This is a genomic window from Rhizobium sp. IBUN, assembly GCF_000510625.1.
GTDB classification, from domain to species: domain Bacteria; phylum Pseudomonadota; class Alphaproteobacteria; order Rhizobiales; family Rhizobiaceae; genus Rhizobium; species Rhizobium altiplani.
The window spans coordinates 61803-77456 of sequence record NZ_AZNV01000019.1 but is presented as its reverse complement, the minus strand read 5'-3'; the positions used below and the strand labels follow the sequence as shown (position 1 = coordinate 77456).

The 15654-nt window shown below is 60.9% G+C and carries 12 protein-coding genes; 1 reads left to right on the top strand and 11 read right to left on the bottom strand.

All coding sequences use genetic code 11. From position 1 onward, the window contains the following. Positions 1–80: 80 nt before the first annotated feature. The 9 genes from RHIBUN_RS0118140 to RHIBUN_RS0118100 form a co-directional block, all read right to left on the bottom strand. Positions 81–1724: a GMC family oxidoreductase gene (locus RHIBUN_RS0118140; protein ID WP_025660633.1), complete on the bottom strand. Its 1644-nt coding sequence runs from the start codon at positions 1722–1724 to the stop codon at positions 81–83. A gap of 38 nt (positions 1725–1762) precedes the next feature. Further along, positions 1763–3292, bottom strand: coding sequence for an FGGY-family carbohydrate kinase (locus RHIBUN_RS0118135; RefSeq protein ID WP_025660632.1), 1530 nt, complete (start codon positions 3290–3292; stop codon positions 1763–1765). A 204-nt stretch (positions 3293–3496) separates the two neighbouring features. Then, the gene (locus RHIBUN_RS0118130) at positions 3497–4339 is read right to left on the bottom strand and encodes a class I fructose-bisphosphate aldolase (RefSeq protein ID WP_025660631.1); all 843 of its coding nucleotides are present in this window, start codon (positions 4337–4339) and stop codon (positions 3497–3499) included. Further along, positions 4312–6075, bottom strand: coding sequence for a glycerol-3-phosphate dehydrogenase/oxidase (locus RHIBUN_RS0118125; RefSeq protein WP_025660630.1), 1764 nt, complete (start codon positions 6073–6075; stop codon positions 4312–4314). Before RHIBUN_RS0118125 ends, RHIBUN_RS0118130 begins: the two co-directional genes overlap by 28 nt. Before the next feature lie 12 nt (positions 6076–6087). After that, the gene (locus RHIBUN_RS0118120) at positions 6088–7083 is read right to left on the bottom strand and encodes an aldo/keto reductase (protein ID WP_025660629.1); all 996 of its coding nucleotides are present in this window, start codon (positions 7081–7083) and stop codon (positions 6088–6090) included. Further along, complete coding sequence (locus RHIBUN_RS0118115; RefSeq protein ID WP_025660628.1) at positions 7080–8087, bottom strand: sugar-binding transcriptional regulator; 1008 nt, start codon at positions 8085–8087, stop codon at positions 7080–7082. The genes RHIBUN_RS0118120 and RHIBUN_RS0118115 overlap by 4 nt, the downstream gene beginning before the upstream one ends. Position 8088: 1 nt before the next feature. Then, complete coding sequence (locus RHIBUN_RS0118110; protein WP_025660627.1) at positions 8089–9078, bottom strand: ABC transporter permease; 990 nt, start codon at positions 9076–9078, stop codon at positions 8089–8091. 16 nt (positions 9079–9094) lie between these two features. After that, positions 9095–10618 (bottom strand): sugar ABC transporter ATP-binding protein, encoded by a 1524-nt coding sequence (locus RHIBUN_RS0118105; protein ID WP_037217102.1) that lies wholly within the window; start codon positions 10616–10618, stop codon positions 9095–9097. A 187-nt stretch (positions 10619–10805) separates the two neighbouring features. Then, positions 10806–11834, bottom strand: coding sequence for a substrate-binding domain-containing protein (locus tag RHIBUN_RS0118100; protein ID WP_025660625.1), 1029 nt, complete (start codon positions 11832–11834; stop codon positions 10806–10808). Between the two features lie 216 nt (positions 11835–12050). On the opposite strand from RHIBUN_RS0118100, the gene RHIBUN_RS36875 reads away from it, so the two are divergent. Beyond that, positions 12051–12221, top strand: a complete 171-nt coding sequence (locus RHIBUN_RS36875) for a hypothetical protein (protein ID WP_198021160.1) — start codon at positions 12051–12053, stop codon at positions 12219–12221. A gap of 298 nt (positions 12222–12519) precedes the next feature. Here the strand turns inward: RHIBUN_RS36875 and RHIBUN_RS0118090 are convergent, their stop codons facing one another. Then, positions 12520–13803: an ATP-binding protein gene (locus RHIBUN_RS0118090; protein WP_025660624.1), complete on the bottom strand. Its 1284-nt coding sequence runs from the start codon at positions 13801–13803 to the stop codon at positions 12520–12522. Between the two features lie 677 nt (positions 13804–14480). Next, entirely contained in the window at positions 14481–15128 is a 648-nt protein-coding gene (locus tag RHIBUN_RS0118085; RefSeq protein ID WP_025660623.1) for a hypothetical protein, read from the bottom strand. Positions 15129–15654 lie beyond the last annotated feature (526 nt).

Sequence of the window (15654 nt, the reverse complement as noted above, 5' to 3'; positions counted from 1 at the left end):
AGAGCTGTTATTGATGCATGCCGAGGCGAGGCGTGATCGTAAGGCGGCGAGATAGTCGGATCAAAGAAAACATCATCCAGCTATTGCATCCTCAGCGCCATCTCCGCTGCTTTTTCTGCGATCATGATCACCGGGGAGTTCGTATTGCCGGACACGATCGTCGGCATTATCGAGGCATCAACAACGCGCAGCTTCTCAAGCCCATGCACGCGCAACTTGGCATCCACCACCGCCATTGGATCGCTTCCCATCCTGCAGGTGCCGACAGGATGAAAGATCGTGGTGGCGATATCACCTGCACGCCGGATCAACTCGTCATCGCTCTGATATTCCCGGCCCGGCAGCATCTCCTGCGGTTGAAAACGGGAGATAGCCTTCGTTTCCATCAGGCTGCGCGCATGGCGAATTGAATTTGCCGCGAGCAGCCTGTCGCCCGTGGTCGAAAGATAATTGGGACGAATTTCAGGGGCAACCGACGCATCACGTGTCGTAATATGCACGGTGCCGCGACTTTCCGGCCGGAGGTTGCAGACGGAGACAGTCACGGCAGGATAACGATGCAGCGGCTCGCCGAGCCGGTCGGTGCTGAGAGGCTGAACGTGATATTCGAGATCGGCGGTAGCGACGGACGGATCGCTCTTGGCGAAGATCCCGAGCTGGCTTGGCGCCATCGAGAGCGGACCGGAACGGCTGATCGCATATTGCAAGGCCATGCCGGCTCGGGTGAACAGGTTGTGGTAAAGTTGGTTCAGCGTGCGCGCGCCCTCGATCCTGAAGGCGGTTCGGATCTGCAGATGGTCCTGGAGGTTTTCGCCGACACCCTGGAGCTCATGATACACGGGAATGCCGAGGCTCGACAACACATCCGGCCGCCCGACGCCCGAAAGCTCCAGAATTTTTGGAGAGTTGATCGAACCCGCAGAGAGAATGACCTCGCGCGACGCGCGGGCGATACAGGAGCGGCCATTGAGGCGAAAGCGCACGCCGGATACAGCTTTGCCGTCAAATTCCAGCCGCTCGGTTTCCGCGCCTGTCAGCACGCGCAAGTTTACCCGCTTCAACGCCGGGCGCAGGAAGGCTTTGGTCGTGTTCCAGCGCAGGCCGCCCTTCTGATTGACCTCGAAATAGCCGGACCCTTCATTGTCCCCGCCGTTGAAATCTCCGGTCTTGCGAATACCGAGTTCCTCGGCTGCATCGCGAAAGGCATCGAGGATTGGCCAGGACAGCCGCTGGCGTTCGACGCGCCATTCGCCCCCCGCTCCGTGCAAGGCCGATTTGCCGCGATAATTGTCCTCCGATTTCAGGAACCAGGGCAGCACGTCATCCCAACCCCAACCGGCATTGCCTGCCTGCCGCCAGCCGTCATAATCCGCCGCCTGCCCGCGCATGTAGATCATGCCGTTGATCGAGGAGCAGCCGCCGAGCACCTTTCCGCGCGGATAGTTGAGCGCCCGGCCGTTGAGGCCGGCCTCGGCTGCCGTCTTCATCATCCAGTCGGTGCGCGGATTGCCCATGCAATAGAGGTAACCGATTGGCACATGCACCCAGTGATACCGATCCGAGCCGCCGGCCTCGATCAGCAGTACCCGGTTTCTCGGATCAGCCGAGAGCCGGTTTGCCAGCACGCAGCCGGCAGATCCCGCACCGACGACGATGAAATCGTAAACGCCTTCATCCATCGGCGCGTCCTTCAGGGGCGCTTCATTCAGGAGCGCTTCATTCATGGGCGCTTGTTTCACGGGCGCTTCATTCATGGGCATGGTCACGCTGCAACTCCTGTTGCGAGGCTTTGGGCCTCCGAAAGCCGCCGCCACAGCGGCGTCATCGCCTCGTTAATATCCGTGTAAAGCCTGTAACGGGTGGCGTAGTGGGCCGACAGCACAGCATTGGGCTGATAGTGCCGATCGGTCCGCACCATGGCGGTGGCGCCTTCGGTGAAATCGGCAAACAGCCCGACACCTGTGCCGGCCGCAATTGCAGCCCCGAGCGCCCCTGTCTCCCGCGACACGGCAACAGTGACGGGAACACCCAATACATCCGCAAATATCTGCGGCCAGAGCCTGCTGCGCGAGCCACCGCCAGAGAGCACCGCCTCCTCGAAGTTCGCACCCGCCTTGCGGATGGTCTCGATATGTTGGCGATGACCGAAGGCGACACCTTCCAGAAGTGCCCGTATCAGATGTCCCTTGGTGTGCCAGCCAGCCATGCCATAGAAACCGGCCCGCGCATGGCCGTTCTGCTGGGCGCCATAGAGAAAGGGGTGATAGAGCGGATCATCCGCAGCCGGCGCGACCGCAGCCGCGAGCGCGCAAGCCGCATCGAAGGGCGAGACGCCTTCTGGATGCTCGTCCTTGAAGAATTCCCGAACCAGCCATTCAAGATTGGCGGCCGACGTGGCGCTGTTTTCCATCGCCATGTAGCGGCTGCGGTCGAAGGTGGAGGACATGAAAACCGGGCCATCAAGGTCGGGACCATCGATGATCACCTGATTGATGCTCCAGGTGCCGGCGATGATCGAGGCGCTGCCGGTGCGCGACACGCCCGAGCCGAGCGCCGAGGCGACGACATCGAACAGCCCGCCGACGACCGGTGTGCCGGCCGCAAGCCCGGTCTCAGTCGCGACCTCCTGCGTCACATGACCGGCGATATCGGCGCTTTCGATCAGTGGCGGCAGCATGTGCATGCTCTCGGCAAGGCCGTAAGCGGCCATCAGCGCCTTGTCGTAGCGACGGGCGGCGAGATCGAGCAGGCCGGCGCCGGACATGTCGGAAACCTCGCTGACGCGGCTGCCGGTCAGCCGGTTGACGACGAAATCCTTGGAGAAGAAAACCGTACCAATGCGCTGGAAGAGGTCGGGACGATGCCGTTTCAGCCAGGCAAGCAGCGTCGGCGTCTGGGATGGCCAGGGGCGCTGGCGGGCGATCGGTGCGGTGCGGTCGCCGACTCCTTCAGCCGCCCATTCCTCGACAAGTCCCGTTGCACGCGTATCGAGGGACTGGATTGCGATCAGCGGCTGGCCATCGCGATCAAGGGCATAGAGGCCGTTGCCATGGCCGGCGCAGCCGATGGCGGCAATATCGGAGGCAGCAATGTCTGCCTTGTCGAGGCACGTGCGGATCACCCGTTTGGCATTGGCCCAGAGTTCGGCGAGATCGCGCTCGACGTGGCCGGGGCACGGCATGCGGCTATGGCCCTCCTCCCCGGCATGCGCCAGCTCCCGGCCTTCGAGATCGAAGATCACCGCCTTGATGACGGTGTTTCCGGCATCGAGCCCCAACAGATATTTTGCCATTGCGAACCCCTCCCAAGGTTCTGTCAGTCTTGCGTGGTTTTAGCCGAAAGCCTAGCGCCGATCCCCAATTCTCCCCATCTGGGAGAAGGCGGCCCGAAGGGCCGGATGGGGGCACGCTGCATGCTCAGGATTGCCGCAGCACGCCCTCATCGCCTCGCATACGCTCGGCACTTCTCGTCGCTGGGATCAAGGGACCACGAAACCTCACCCCCGCTGATAAACTGCAAACGCCTCTTCGCCGCCTGCATTCTCGTGGATGATCGCCATCAGGCCGCGCACGACAGCGCTCGGATTGGCGTGCTGATAGATGTTGCGCCCGTAGACCATGCCCATCGCGCCCTGCCGCATCAAGGCCGCGGACTTCGCGAAGACCGCGGACAGATCCTCCTTGCCGCCGCCGCGGACAAGAACCGGGCAACGCGCCGCCTCGATGACGCGATGAAAATCCTCCGGGTTGGTCGTGGGATCGGCCTTGACGATATCGGCGCCCATTTCGCGGGCAAGCCGCGTCAGCGTCACGATCTTGTCGGCATCGCCATCGACCATGTAACCACCGCGCTCCGTCACAGGCTGCATCACCAACGGCTCGATCATCAGCGGCATGCCGTATTTCTCGCAATCGGCACGCACGCGCGAAATATTCTGGACGCACTGGCGGAAGAGATCGGGCTCGTCCGGCAGCATGAACAGATTGACGACGACGCAGGCCGCATCCATCTGCAGCGCGCCGATCAGCGGCTCGGCCTCGTTTTGCAACACGGCCCACATATCGCGATGGCGGATGCGGTTGTAGGGATTGCCCATGTCGAGACGCATGACGAGCGCCGGTTTGCCCTTGCCGGGCAGGTCCTGCAGCAGGTCGGCCTGGCCGTAATTCATCTGGATCGCGTCGGGCCTGGCTTCCACCAGCGCCTTCACGACGGCCGGCATGTTCGCCAGGCCGTCAAGGAAGGACGGCTCGTTACAGACGCCATGATCGATCGCCACATCGAGGCAACGGCCGTTGCCGAACAGCCGGTTCATCCGGACCTTGCTGACGTCTCGCATTGTTCACTCCTTTGTTCGTTCCTTGCGGAAAGGGTTTGCTCCGAAACACCGTGACGGTCGTTCAGGAGGGTCAGAAAACGGGTTCGCTCCTCGGCAGCGCGCTGCGGCGGCCAGCCTTTTTCGGCGGCGAGAATGCCGAGGGCGGCATCGGTCATGTCGAGCGAAAGTTCGCCGGTGATGGCGAGCGTCGTGCGGCGCAAAAGAAGATCGTCCAGATGCTCCACCGCTTCCGAGCGGATGAGATGGATGAGCTCGCGGGCGCTGTAGCCGGCATGCGGCAGGGCGTGATCGGGAGGCAGGGCCTGGTCCGCTGCGACGAGGAAGCGGGCGATTTCGGCAGCGTCGGTACCATAGTGCGTGAAGAGGGTGGCGATCCGATCCTCCTTAAGGCCGGTCGCGCGGGAAAGCTGCCGAAGCCAGTCGCTGCGATCCTTGGGAAAGCTGCGCCCGCCGCCGAAGGTGCGATCGGCGGTATCGATGCGGCGCTTGCGGCCGAGCCGGTCGAGCGCCATGTCGGCGGCGAGTTCGCCGAAGGACCGGAAGGTGGTCCACTTGCCGCCGATCATGCAGAGCACCGGCGGGCCAAGATCGCGGCCCTCGACGACCGTGCAGAAATGATCGCGCGGAATGCGGCCGGTGAAGCTGTCGTTGCTGGCCGGCAGCGGCCGAACGCCCGCGAACTGGAAGACGATCTCTTCCGGGCGGATGACGATGCCCGGCAGCACGAAGGCCAGCGATTGCAGGATGTAATCGCGCTCGTCATCCTCGCAGCGCACCGTGCCGGGATCATCGACGCGGATATCGGTGGAGCCGACCAGCACCTTGCCGAGATAGGGAAAGAGGATGCAGATGCGACCGTCCTCGTTCTCGTAATAGATCATGTGGCCATCGAGCAGGTCGCGCAGGCCCGGATGATCGATGATCAGGTGAGAGCCCTTGGTGCCGCCCATCAACGGGGCGGGACGGGCATCCTCGGGGAAGAGCGAGCCATTGGCGATGTCGATCCAGCCGCCGGTGGCGTTGACGATCAGCGCGGGCCTGATCGGCAGCGATTGTCCGGAGACGGCATCGTGCAGCAGAAAGTGGCCGGCGGGGGCCTGTTCGAGCGTCGCATAGTTGAGGGCCTGCGCGTTCGGACCAGCCGAAAGTCCGTCGCGCAGAAGCTCGATGCCGATGCGTTCCGGGTGGCTTACCCAGGCATCGTAATAGGTCGCGGCGCTGCGGATTGCCGGGTTGAGCGCCGGCCATTTGGCAAGCGTGTCGCGGCGGCCGCGAAACTGGTGTTTTGGCATCAGCGCCCGTTTGCGGGTCAGGAAATCATAGATGGCAAGACCGGTCTTGATGGCGATGGCACCGCGGCGGCTCGGGCGGCGGGTGAGGCCGAGAAACCGCACGATGCCGTTGCCGAGGCCGGAGAAAATGTCGAAGATTGGCACCGTGGTCGGCAGCGGTGCGACGTAATGCGGCGCGTTGCGCAGCAGCCGGTCGCGCTCGACCAGCGATTCCCGCACGAGGTCGAACTCGCCGTTTTCGAGATAACGCAGGCCGCCATGCACCATGCGCGACAGCGCGGCACTCGCGCCGGAGCAATAGTCGCCCTTCTCGACCAGCAGCACGTTCACGCCCTGCAGCGCCAGCTCGCGGAAGACGCTGAGCCCATTGATGCCGCCGCCGAGGACGCAGACATCCACCTTCGGGCTATTGCGAAACCCGTTCCATGTCTCTTCACGGTTCATGATGACAGCCTGTTATCCGTCCATGTGGGCCAGTTTCGCCACCAGCGCCGCGTCGATGGCCTTGAGATCGTCAGCCGAAAGCCGGAGCGTGCCGGCCCTTGCATTGTCGAATGCCTGTGCCGGGTTGCGCGCACCACAGAGGGCAAAGGTCACGCCCGGCTGCGCCAGCGTCCAGGCAATCACCACCTGGGCGACGCTCGCGCCATGCAGCTCGGCGACGGGTCGGATCACCTCCGAGAAATCCTTCGCCTTCTGCCGGTTGGCGACGGAGAAGCGCGGATTGTCCTTGCGTTGGTCGTCACCCGAGAAAATGCGATCCGGTCCGATGGTACCGGAGAGCAGGCCGAGTGCCAGCGAGGAATAGCTGAGCGTCGACACGCCGTTTTGAACAGTGAGCGGCAGCAGGTCCGCCTCGATCCCGCGATCGATCATGCTGAATCGCTCCTGGATCGCATCGAGTGATCCGGTTTGAATGTATTGCCGAAGCTCAGGCCGATCGACATTGCTGGCGCCGATGGCACGGATCTTGCCGGCCGCCTTCAACTCTTCAAGCGCCCGCACCGTCTCCTCGATCGGTGTCGTTACGTCCTGCCAGTGAGTGATGTAGAGGTCGATATAATCCGTGCCGAGCCGGCGCAGGCTTTGCTCGACCTCATGGATGATCGAGTCGCGCCCGAGATAGCGGTGAACCGGCTTGCCATCCTGATCGAAGAAATGCTTGCCGTTCTGCGTATGCCAGACAAGGCCGCATTTGGTGGCGATGACGGCCTTGTCGCGGCGGCCGGCGATGGCCTTGCCGACGATCTCCTCCGAGCGGCCGAGGCCGTAAGCCGGCGCCGTGTCGATGAGGGTCACGCCGGCATCAAGCGAGGCCTGGATGGCGGCGATGGATTGCGCCTCGTCGGTGCCGCCCCACATCCAGCCGCCGATCGCCCAGGTGCCCAACCCTACGGCCGAGGCCGCGACGCCGGAGCGCCCGATCTCGCGGATCAACTGCTCGCCGCTCATGCCGAAAACCCTTCCCCGGATGCTATTTCAAGGATACGCGCCCCGGTCGCCTCGTCGGTGACGAGCGTATCGAGATGGTGGCCGCGTAGCACGCTCAGGATGGAGCTGGCCTTGTTGAGGCCGCTTGCCACGCCGATCTTGGTCGGGATCGCCGCGAATTCCTCAAGCGTCAGCGAAACCAGTGCGCGGTTGAGACTGTAGTCGCAGACCCGGCCTTCGCCATCGAGTAGATGGGCGAGCAGTTCCGCCCTTGCGCCGGAATGTTCGATGGCCTTGCGGTCCTCGCTGGAAGAGGGGTGCAGGTCGTAATAGGTCGAATCCGAGCTCAGGATCGAGCCGATGCCGACGACGGCGACCTTGGCTTCCCGCGCCCGCTGGAAGACATCGGCGACGGCGCGCATGTTGATCAGCATGCCCCGCTGCTCGGCATCATCGGCAAAGAGCGGCGCGTGGATCTGGTAGGAACGTCCGCCGAGCCGATCCGCCATCAGGGTAGCGACGTGGTTGACGTCGGTATAGTGCTTGCCCTGCACGCAGCCGGTCGCGGGGATCACCTCGACATCGAAGCGACGAGCGGGCTGCAGGCCGGCGACGACGGCGCCGACACCCTTGCCCCCGGTGATGCAGATGGTGTCGCCATCGGCGATCTCCTCGATCAGCAGGCGGGCCGCCGCCTCGCCCACAGCCTGCAGCGCCGTCTGCGGATTGTCGGATACGGTCGGCACCACCACGGCGCGGCTGATGCCGCCGAGCGCCAGTAACCGCTCTTCCATATCCACCAGCGGCTCGACCGGCGATTTGATCTTGATCTCGACGAGGCCGAGCTGGCGGCCGCGCTTGATCAGCCGGTTGACGGTGGCATGCGAGATGCCGAGCTGGTCGGCGATCTGTGCCTGCGTCAGGCCTTCGAGAAAATGCAGCACGAGCGCCTGGTGCATCTGGCGCGCGATGACGATTTCCTCGCGCGGCGCTGTCGTCTTTTGTTTCAGTTTGGCGATTGGCATATCAGGCGGCCTTCCGCTTGTGCAGGAAATGGTCGATGGAAACGGCGGCGAGCAGAATGCAGCCTTTGATCATGTCTTGCCAATAGACGGAGACGTCGAGCAGGATCAACGATGACGTGACGACCGAGAGCAGAGCGATGCCGAGGATGGCGCCGAAGATCGTGCCGGAGCCGCCGTTGAGCGAGGCACCGCCGATGACCGCCGCCGCGATGATGTTGAGTTCCATGCCCACGCCGAATGTCGGGGTCGCCGCCCCGAAGCGGGACATGTAGATCACCCCTGCGACACCCGCGAGGGTCGAGCAGAGAACCGTCACCCAGAACTTCACCTGGTTGGTCCTGATGCCGGAATAGAGCGCCGCCTTCTCGTTGCTGCCGGTATAGAACACCTTGCGGAAGGCGGTGGCCCGGCGCAGCAGGAAATCGAACAGGACGACGACGGCAACGAAGATCAGGATGACGTAGGGAATGCCGTGGAAGGTGCCCTGTCCAACCGCCTTGAAGCCTGCCGGCAGGGTAAAGAGCGAGAGCGGCGTGCCCTTGGTGATGATGAGGCACAGCCCGCGCACGATCACCATGCCGGCAAGCGAGGTGATGAAGTGGTTGAGCCCCACTACGGTCACGAAGAAACCCATGATCGCGCCGATGACGCCGCTGGCAAGAATGCCGATCAGTGAGGCCGTCCATGGATCGAGCCCGGCAAGAAACAGCGAGCCGGAGAGCACCATGGCGAAGCAGACGACCGAGCCGACGGCGAGATCGATGCCACCGACGATGAGCAGGATTGTCATGCCGACGACAACGATGCCTTCCACCGAAAAGCTCATCAGCATGGCGCGGAAATTGCCGAGCGTTAGGAAGTGTGGCGAGGCGAAGCTCATGGCGAGGCAAAGCGCCAGGATGATCGCGATCAGTCCCGCTTCGCGCATGCTGCCGATGCGTTTGAAGTGCCCCGTTTTCGGGATATCCGCCGTTATCGTGTCGATTGCCATTCCCGTCTCTTTCTCCTTACGCGGCATGATCAGCCGTCCTTGCCGCACTGACCCCCGATGCGAGGCGGATCACCGTTTCTTCCGTCATATCGTCCCCGCCCACTTCGCCGGCAATGCGCCCTTCGCGCACGACCAGAACGCGGTCGCAGAGCCCGAGCAGTTCCGGCATTTCCGATGAAATGACGACGATGCCGATGCCCGAGCCCGCGAGATCGCGCAGCAGCCGATGGATTTCGGTCTTCGCGCCGACATCGATGCCGCGTGTCGGCTCGTCCATCAGGATCACCTTGGGTTTAACGGCAAGCTGCTTGGCAATCGCCACTTTCTGCTGGTTGCCGCCGGACAGCGATTTGACCGGCGCCTCGACGCCGCCCATGCGCACCGCAAGCCGCCGCGCCAAATCCTCCGCCAGCGCCGCCTCGGCGCGACCGTTGAGCAGGCCGGCATGGTTGGTGAGTGCCTTCAAGTTCAGCACCGAGATATTCTGGGCGATCGACATCTCCAGGAACACCCCGGAGCCCTTGCGGTCTTCCGACAGATAGACGATGCCCGCCTTGACCGCATCCGCATAGGCGCGGATTGCCTGCGGCCTGCGATGCAGGCGGACTTCGCCGTCGGCATGGCGTAGCCCGCAAATCCCTTCGGCGATCTCCGTGCGGCCGGAGCCGATCAGGCCACCGATGCCGAGGATTTCACCCCGGCGCAGATCGAAGCTGATATCATGGAATCGAGCACCATCACCGAGGCCATCCACTTCTAGGATGGTTTCGCGAGAGGCGACTTCGGCCCCGAGCTTTTCCGGATAGAGCTGGGTGATCTCGCGGCCAACCATGCGGCGCACCACATCATCGGCCGTGACATCGTCGATCTTGTCGGTGCAGACATACCGACCGTCACGAAAAACGGTCACGCGGTCGCAGAGGCTGAAGATCTCGGCCATGCGGTGGCTGATATAGATGATCGAGATGCCGTTCGCCTTGAGGTCGCGGATGATGGCGAAGAGCTGCTGCGTCTCGGTTTCGGTCAGCGCTGCGGTCGGCTCGTCCAGAATGAGCACACGGCAGTCGAGCGTCAGGGCCTTGGCGATCTCGACAAGCTGCTGACTGGAAATCGGCAGATCCGCGACCTTCTGGCGGACGTCGATGGCGGCGAGCCGGTTCATCACCTTTTGGGCATCGCGCTCCAAAGTGCGGTAATTCATGAAAGGGGCACGCCGGCGGTTGGTCGCGGCCATGAACATGTTCTCGGCCACCGTGGCATCAGGGCAGAGGGCGATTTCCTGATGCACCAGACCAATTCCGAGCGCCTGCGCGGCAGCCGGTGAAGCGATGCGGACGGGCTTTCCATCGACGCGGATTTCGCCTTCGGTCGGCTGCAGCACGCCAGCGATGATGTTCATCAGCGTTGATTTGCCGGCGCCGTTTTCGCCGCAGAGCGCATGGACTTCGCCGCGCTCGAGCGTGAAGTTGACATCCGTCAGCGCCCGGATCGCCCCGAAATGCTTGCTTATGCCATGAATGGTGAGCACCGGCTCCGCCATCGTCATTTCCTTATTCATGACCGGTCCCCGATCGAGACGGCTGCGATAATCTGTCTTCTGTCCAGCACGGAAAAAGCCGAGCTTACAAGGCGTTGAGGGGATAGTGCGGCAAGTTCTGGCCCAACCATCCCCCTCATTTGGCCCTCCACGCGCACCTTCCTTCCGAAGGTGACAAGGGCCGATGCACTTACTCCTCGATACCCTTCGTGCCGCGGCGCTTCAGGTACTTGTCCCAATAAAAGTCGTCGGCATTCTCGGCAGTGACGATCGAAAGACCATTGTCGACCACTGGGATGCTCATCGGGTTGAAGCCCGATCGCTTGGCGTCGTTCATCGGGTCGATCAGCTCCGGATGCTTGGCAAGCCACAACAGCATGAAGCCCATGTAGCCCTGCATGCCCTGGTTCGGGTTGATCGAGCCGAAGACTTCACCGGCCTTGATCATGTCGAGAATGTTGGCGTTGACGTCGGCGCACATGACAAGAACCTTGCCGCCATTTTCCTTGGACGCCTGTGAGGCGCCGATAGCGGAGTTCGCTTCCGGCATGAAGACCGCGCCGAGATTCGGATTGGCCTGGATGATGCTCGAAAGCCCCTGATATGCCTTGGTCGGGTCCTGGTTAGAAGCGGCGCGACCGACCAGCTTCATGTCGGGCCACTTTTCCTCCATACGGCCGATGAAGGCGGCGATGCGCTTGTCATGATTGTCCTGGCCCGGATTTTCCAGAACCGCATATTCGCCCTTGCCACCCAGCTTCTCGGCGATTGCGTCGGCAGCATAGATGCCTTCGCGGGTGTTGTCCGAAGTGATGAACGAGACGCGCTTGGAAAGCGGCGAGTCGGCGGCAAAGGTGACGACGGCGGTACCCTGCTCGGTGGCGCGGTTGATCGGCTCGATGAACGGATCGGAATTCATCGGATGGACAAGGATGCCGGCAGGGTTCTGGGCCAGCGCCTGATCGAAGGTGGCGATCTGCTTGTTGACGTCATATTCCGGTGTACCGGTATATGCGGTTTCGCAGCCGAGCTGCTGACCGGCCTGCTTGAACATCTCGTAGACCGGGAACCAGTATTCTACGCCCGAGACCATGACGTTCATGACGTATTTTTCACCCGGCTTGCAGCGGAACGGACTGTCCGTTTCCGCGGATGCCGTGCCCGCAAAAAGCGTTGCTGCAAGGACCGCCATGGCGGTCGAGCTGATAAATTTGCGCAAGATTCCTCCTCGAGGCCGAAGCCCCTCCCAAAAGCCTGAGGGCGTCACGTTGACGCCGCTGATCGCGTTGAAATCGAACTTCCTCCTCGAAGTCCGATGAGAGCAATAAAGGCGAAGATCAAATGCGTGTCAATATAATTCACACAATGAAATATATTTCACATCCGCAGGGAAGACAGCGGGGCGATCGACCAAAATCGCGGACTGAGGTAGCAAATGCCGCAAGCACAAGTTGTTGGTCGTCGAGGAACTGAGGCCAAGCTGGCTGAACTGGAAGCCAGACTTGAGGAGATCAAGGCGCAAGCGCTCGCCTTGGAGGCGTCGCACAAGGTCGCTTTCGTGACCGTGATCAAGGTCTTCGATCCAAGAGTAGCGTCCGAGCCCTAGCCGCCGCTTCACCGACCTCCTCGAAGGCCGTGATGTCCGCCGCGGCATCCTCGAGCTACTCCGAGATGCCGAAGAACCGGTCCTTGCGGGTGATCTGTCGAAACAGGCTGCCGAACGCGAAGACTTTGGGGCCAGATTGACGGGATCGGTTCTAATCTGGCTGGAAGGTTTTCTGGCCTGCTCGTACGCATGGAGCAGACGGGCCTGGTTCGCTTGTCAGGTGCTCCCGATGGTCGTCGTAGATTGTGGTAGATCGCCAGGAAAGCATTTGAGGATTAATCTGGGCTGCCCACTCAGGCTAGCTGTCTTCGAATGACCAAAATATCGAAAGAGGGAGCGCGAATATGTTTTCGCCGAAACTGAGTATGCGCTCTCCCATGTAGACGACGATGCCGACGAAGGGACGGTTCACCCCTGGGCCTTCATCTCGAAACCATCGCAGATGTTGGAAGTCCTTTGCTTCAACCGTAGTCGATGTCTTCATCTCGAAGCCGATTATCGTTCTGTCTGACTCAGCAAGGATATCTATCTCGCGTCCTCGTTGATGCCTCCAATGATAAAGTCGCCACTGACGCATTTGATGGGGGACGGATTTCCATATTTCATTGAAAACGAAATTTTCGAACAGGCCGCCAAGCGCTGTGGGATTCGCGCCAATATTGAAGCTCTGGGTGTTCATGCTCCTCAAAGCTGCGACGATCCCAGTATCCACAAGCTGGATTTTTGGCTGGCGTATGTCGCGCCCGGTCTCTCCAGAGGTCCACGCAGGCAATCGTCGCAATAGGGAGAGCTTGGTCAGAATATCGAGGTAGGCATCGGTCGTATTCCGTTGTAAACTGATCTTTGAACACAGTTCGTCTATATTCAGCTCGTTTCCGACACGCGTAGCTAGCTGATCGATCATTCGCCTCATGGCGTCTGATTTTCTTATTTTTAAGATGTACGCGACGTCGCGTTCCACGACACTGTCAACGTAGTCTCTGTATCGATTTTGCCTCCAGTGCTCTTCCAGAGTTCGTATCTCGGGGAAACCGCCTGCGACTATCAAGTCGATGTATTGTGCCCGGGACAACGTTTCTGCTTTAGGCAGGTCTAGCGGATCGGGACGGTCATTCGCCGATGCCCAGTCGAGAATTTTCGCAGGCCCCATGCGTTTTGTTTCGGCGACACTCATCGGAAGCATCGTCATCGTATGGACCCGACCTGCCAACGAGTCCGCCACGTGCGCGGAAATGAAAACGTTGGATGAGCCTGTCAGGACGAACTGACCCATTGCTCGGTTCTCGTCCACGATTCTCTTCAACGCCAAAGCTAATTTCGTTGATCGTTGGGCTTCGTCGATAATGAGGGGACCCGCTTTCGTCTCAGCCAACAGGGAATCCAGCTGTCCTTTCGGATCGGCCTCAATAGCTGCAAGCACACCCTCGTCATCCAAGGTGATGAATTTTCCAGCGCTCAATAGATCGCGTACCAGTGTCGTCTTCCCGACCTGGCGCGGTCCAATAATGTTAACCACTCGCGCTGATGCAAGTGCAGCCTTTAGTTGGGACTGCAGATGACGCGGGAGGAGACTCTCGTCCATGATGGTGGTCACCTCACAGTGGACGCAATTCGATGTGGGGAAAGTTGTAATAGAGTTGCGGTGAAAGTGTCAATAGACGTTGGGGGAAAGTGTCAATAGGATGAGGGGGAAACCTTCAATAGGAATCCGGTGAAACCGTTAATAGCGTCCCGGTGAACCTGACAGTACACGTCGGAGAAATGACGAAGCCCAGATCGATCACCGCAGGCAGTGCTGCTTCTCGACCGTCGTGTCCTCAGTCCACACCTGATCTTCGATACGCTCTGACGCACCTTGCCAGTATCCCGCAGAGGTGATCAGACGGCGTGCGGTGGGTGACCGTACGCAGCACGTCGGCGAGCTGCCAGCGCAGACCCATATGGCGGGTGTCTTCCTTCCAGGCGACAATCGCCATGTACCAATCCAGGTACTTCACCGAGAAGCGGTGGTGGATGCCGTCGTACGAGCGCTCGGCGCGGGCGAAGAAACTCTCGATCCTGTTGGTGTCGGTACCGTCCTCGGTCTGGTAGGCGTGGGCTGCTTTTCCCTTCGGACACCAACCTTGTGGAATTTGCTACCCAACCCCCCAAAATCGCGCACACATCCGTTGGCGCTAACAAGTCAACGTCATCAGGCGAACACGGACCCGCACATTTGACGATCAGGCCGACTGAAATCTCACAACGGAGAGAGCGATATCAGTGATGTGCGTGTCGGGCGTCGGCACCGGCGGAACCCGCTCGGTTGCAGGCCTCTCTCAACTTCGTTTTCGCCTCTTCGAGGGCCTCCTCACCATATAAGGTCACGAAGCTCTCCTGATAGTAGCCATTCGCCGCCAGTCCCCCATGGATTTCCATGGGCAGCGCATGCGGGGAAAGCCGACTGATCTCCTGAAGATTATCCTTGCCGACCGTCTCCATCAGATGAAGGCTATGTTTTCCATCGACAATCACGCTCACCATCGAGATTTCCCGCCCGGGACTTGAACGGTCGGCCGGCATGATGCGGCATTCCACGGACATCTCTTCCGGTAACCCGTGCTGCTTGCCTTTCTCGGCCTCGGGAAAGATCGAATAGCCAACGATCTTGGCATTGCTGGTGGCCGGCCTGAAGGCATGGGCATTCGGCTGGCGGACAGGGTGTTCGCAGAGAAGGGCGTTAAGGCGGGCCAGTATGGCATCTGCGGACCCGACAAGGGGCTGACTTCCGAGCATCGTCAGGCGGAGCTGCCCGTCCTTTACGCGAGGTATGCTGAAGATGAAGTTGGGACTGTTGAAATTCCTCTGCACGATCTTGAACGCAATTTGGGAATCAACGAGGTCGTAAAAGAGACCGGATGGGATCACGGCACTTCTCCTTTGAGAGTCTTGAAACACCAAACGAGAAACAAGGGCTGGGGCAACGCTGATCGCCGCATACAAGTTGGCAGCGAACCGAATCGCTTGCACTAGGGTCCCTTTTATCCCGTGCTGTGTCAATTTGACGGAGCGGAAGCCGAGAAGCTGGCTTGGAAGCGCCGCGATCCTGGTCAGCGCCTGGCGGCTAGGAAAGACACCACCCGAGCCCGATGAGCGCCTCCTGCAGCAGGGTGACGACTTCGATTGGCGTATGTCTCGAGGTGATGTACGGCAAGCCTTTGCGACGTGCCGTCCACCCTACGACCGTGACGTCTCCCGCTGCCGCCTCGAAACGCAGTGCCAGGGCAAAGGTCTTACAATCCCTCACCGCAAGGTATACGGGTTCGATCCCCTTCGCTCGCACCAGATTGAAATCGTTATGTTAATATCCTGCAATCCACCGCGAGTGGACGAGCCTTTGTGCAGAGCACAAAGCGCTGAGAGGCATTTTGTCTGCACGCTGCGTCGGGCGGCG

What these genes read in the sequence shown, in the direction of transcription:
- RHIBUN_RS0118140 (WP_025660633.1), bottom strand. Translation starts at nt 1,724, where the DNA reads ATGAATGAAGCGCTCCTGAATGAAGCGCCCCTGAAGGACGCGCCGATG.
- RHIBUN_RS0118135 (WP_025660632.1), bottom strand. Translation starts at nt 3,292, where the DNA reads ATGGCAAAATATCTGTTGGGGCTCGATGCCGGAAACACCGTCATCAAG.
- RHIBUN_RS0118130 (WP_025660631.1), bottom strand. Translation starts at nt 4,339, where the DNA reads ATGCGAGACGTCAGCAAGGTCCGGATGAACCGGCTGTTCGGCAACGGC.
- RHIBUN_RS0118125 (WP_025660630.1), bottom strand. Translation starts at nt 6,075, where the DNA reads ATGAACCGTGAAGAGACATGGAACGGGTTTCGCAATAGCCCGAAGGTG.
- RHIBUN_RS0118120 (WP_025660629.1), bottom strand. Translation starts at nt 7,083, where the DNA reads ATGAGCGGCGAGCAGTTGATCCGCGAGATCGGGCGCTCCGGCGTCGCG.
- RHIBUN_RS0118115 (WP_025660628.1), bottom strand. Translation starts at nt 8,087, where the DNA reads ATGCCAATCGCCAAACTGAAACAAAAGACGACAGCGCCGCGCGAGGAA.
- RHIBUN_RS0118110 (WP_025660627.1), bottom strand. Translation starts at nt 9,078, where the DNA reads ATGGCAATCGACACGATAACGGCGGATATCCCGAAAACGGGGCACTTC.
- RHIBUN_RS0118105 (WP_037217102.1), bottom strand. Translation starts at nt 10,618, where the DNA reads ATGGCGGAGCCGGTGCTCACCATTCATGGCATAAGCAAGCATTTCGGG.
- RHIBUN_RS36875 (WP_198021160.1), top strand. Translation starts at nt 12,051, where the DNA reads ATGCCGCAAGCACAAGTTGTTGGTCGTCGAGGAACTGAGGCCAAGCTG.
- RHIBUN_RS0118090 (WP_025660624.1), bottom strand. Translation starts at nt 13,803, where the DNA reads ATGGACGAGAGTCTCCTCCCGCGTCATCTGCAGTCCCAACTAAAGGCT.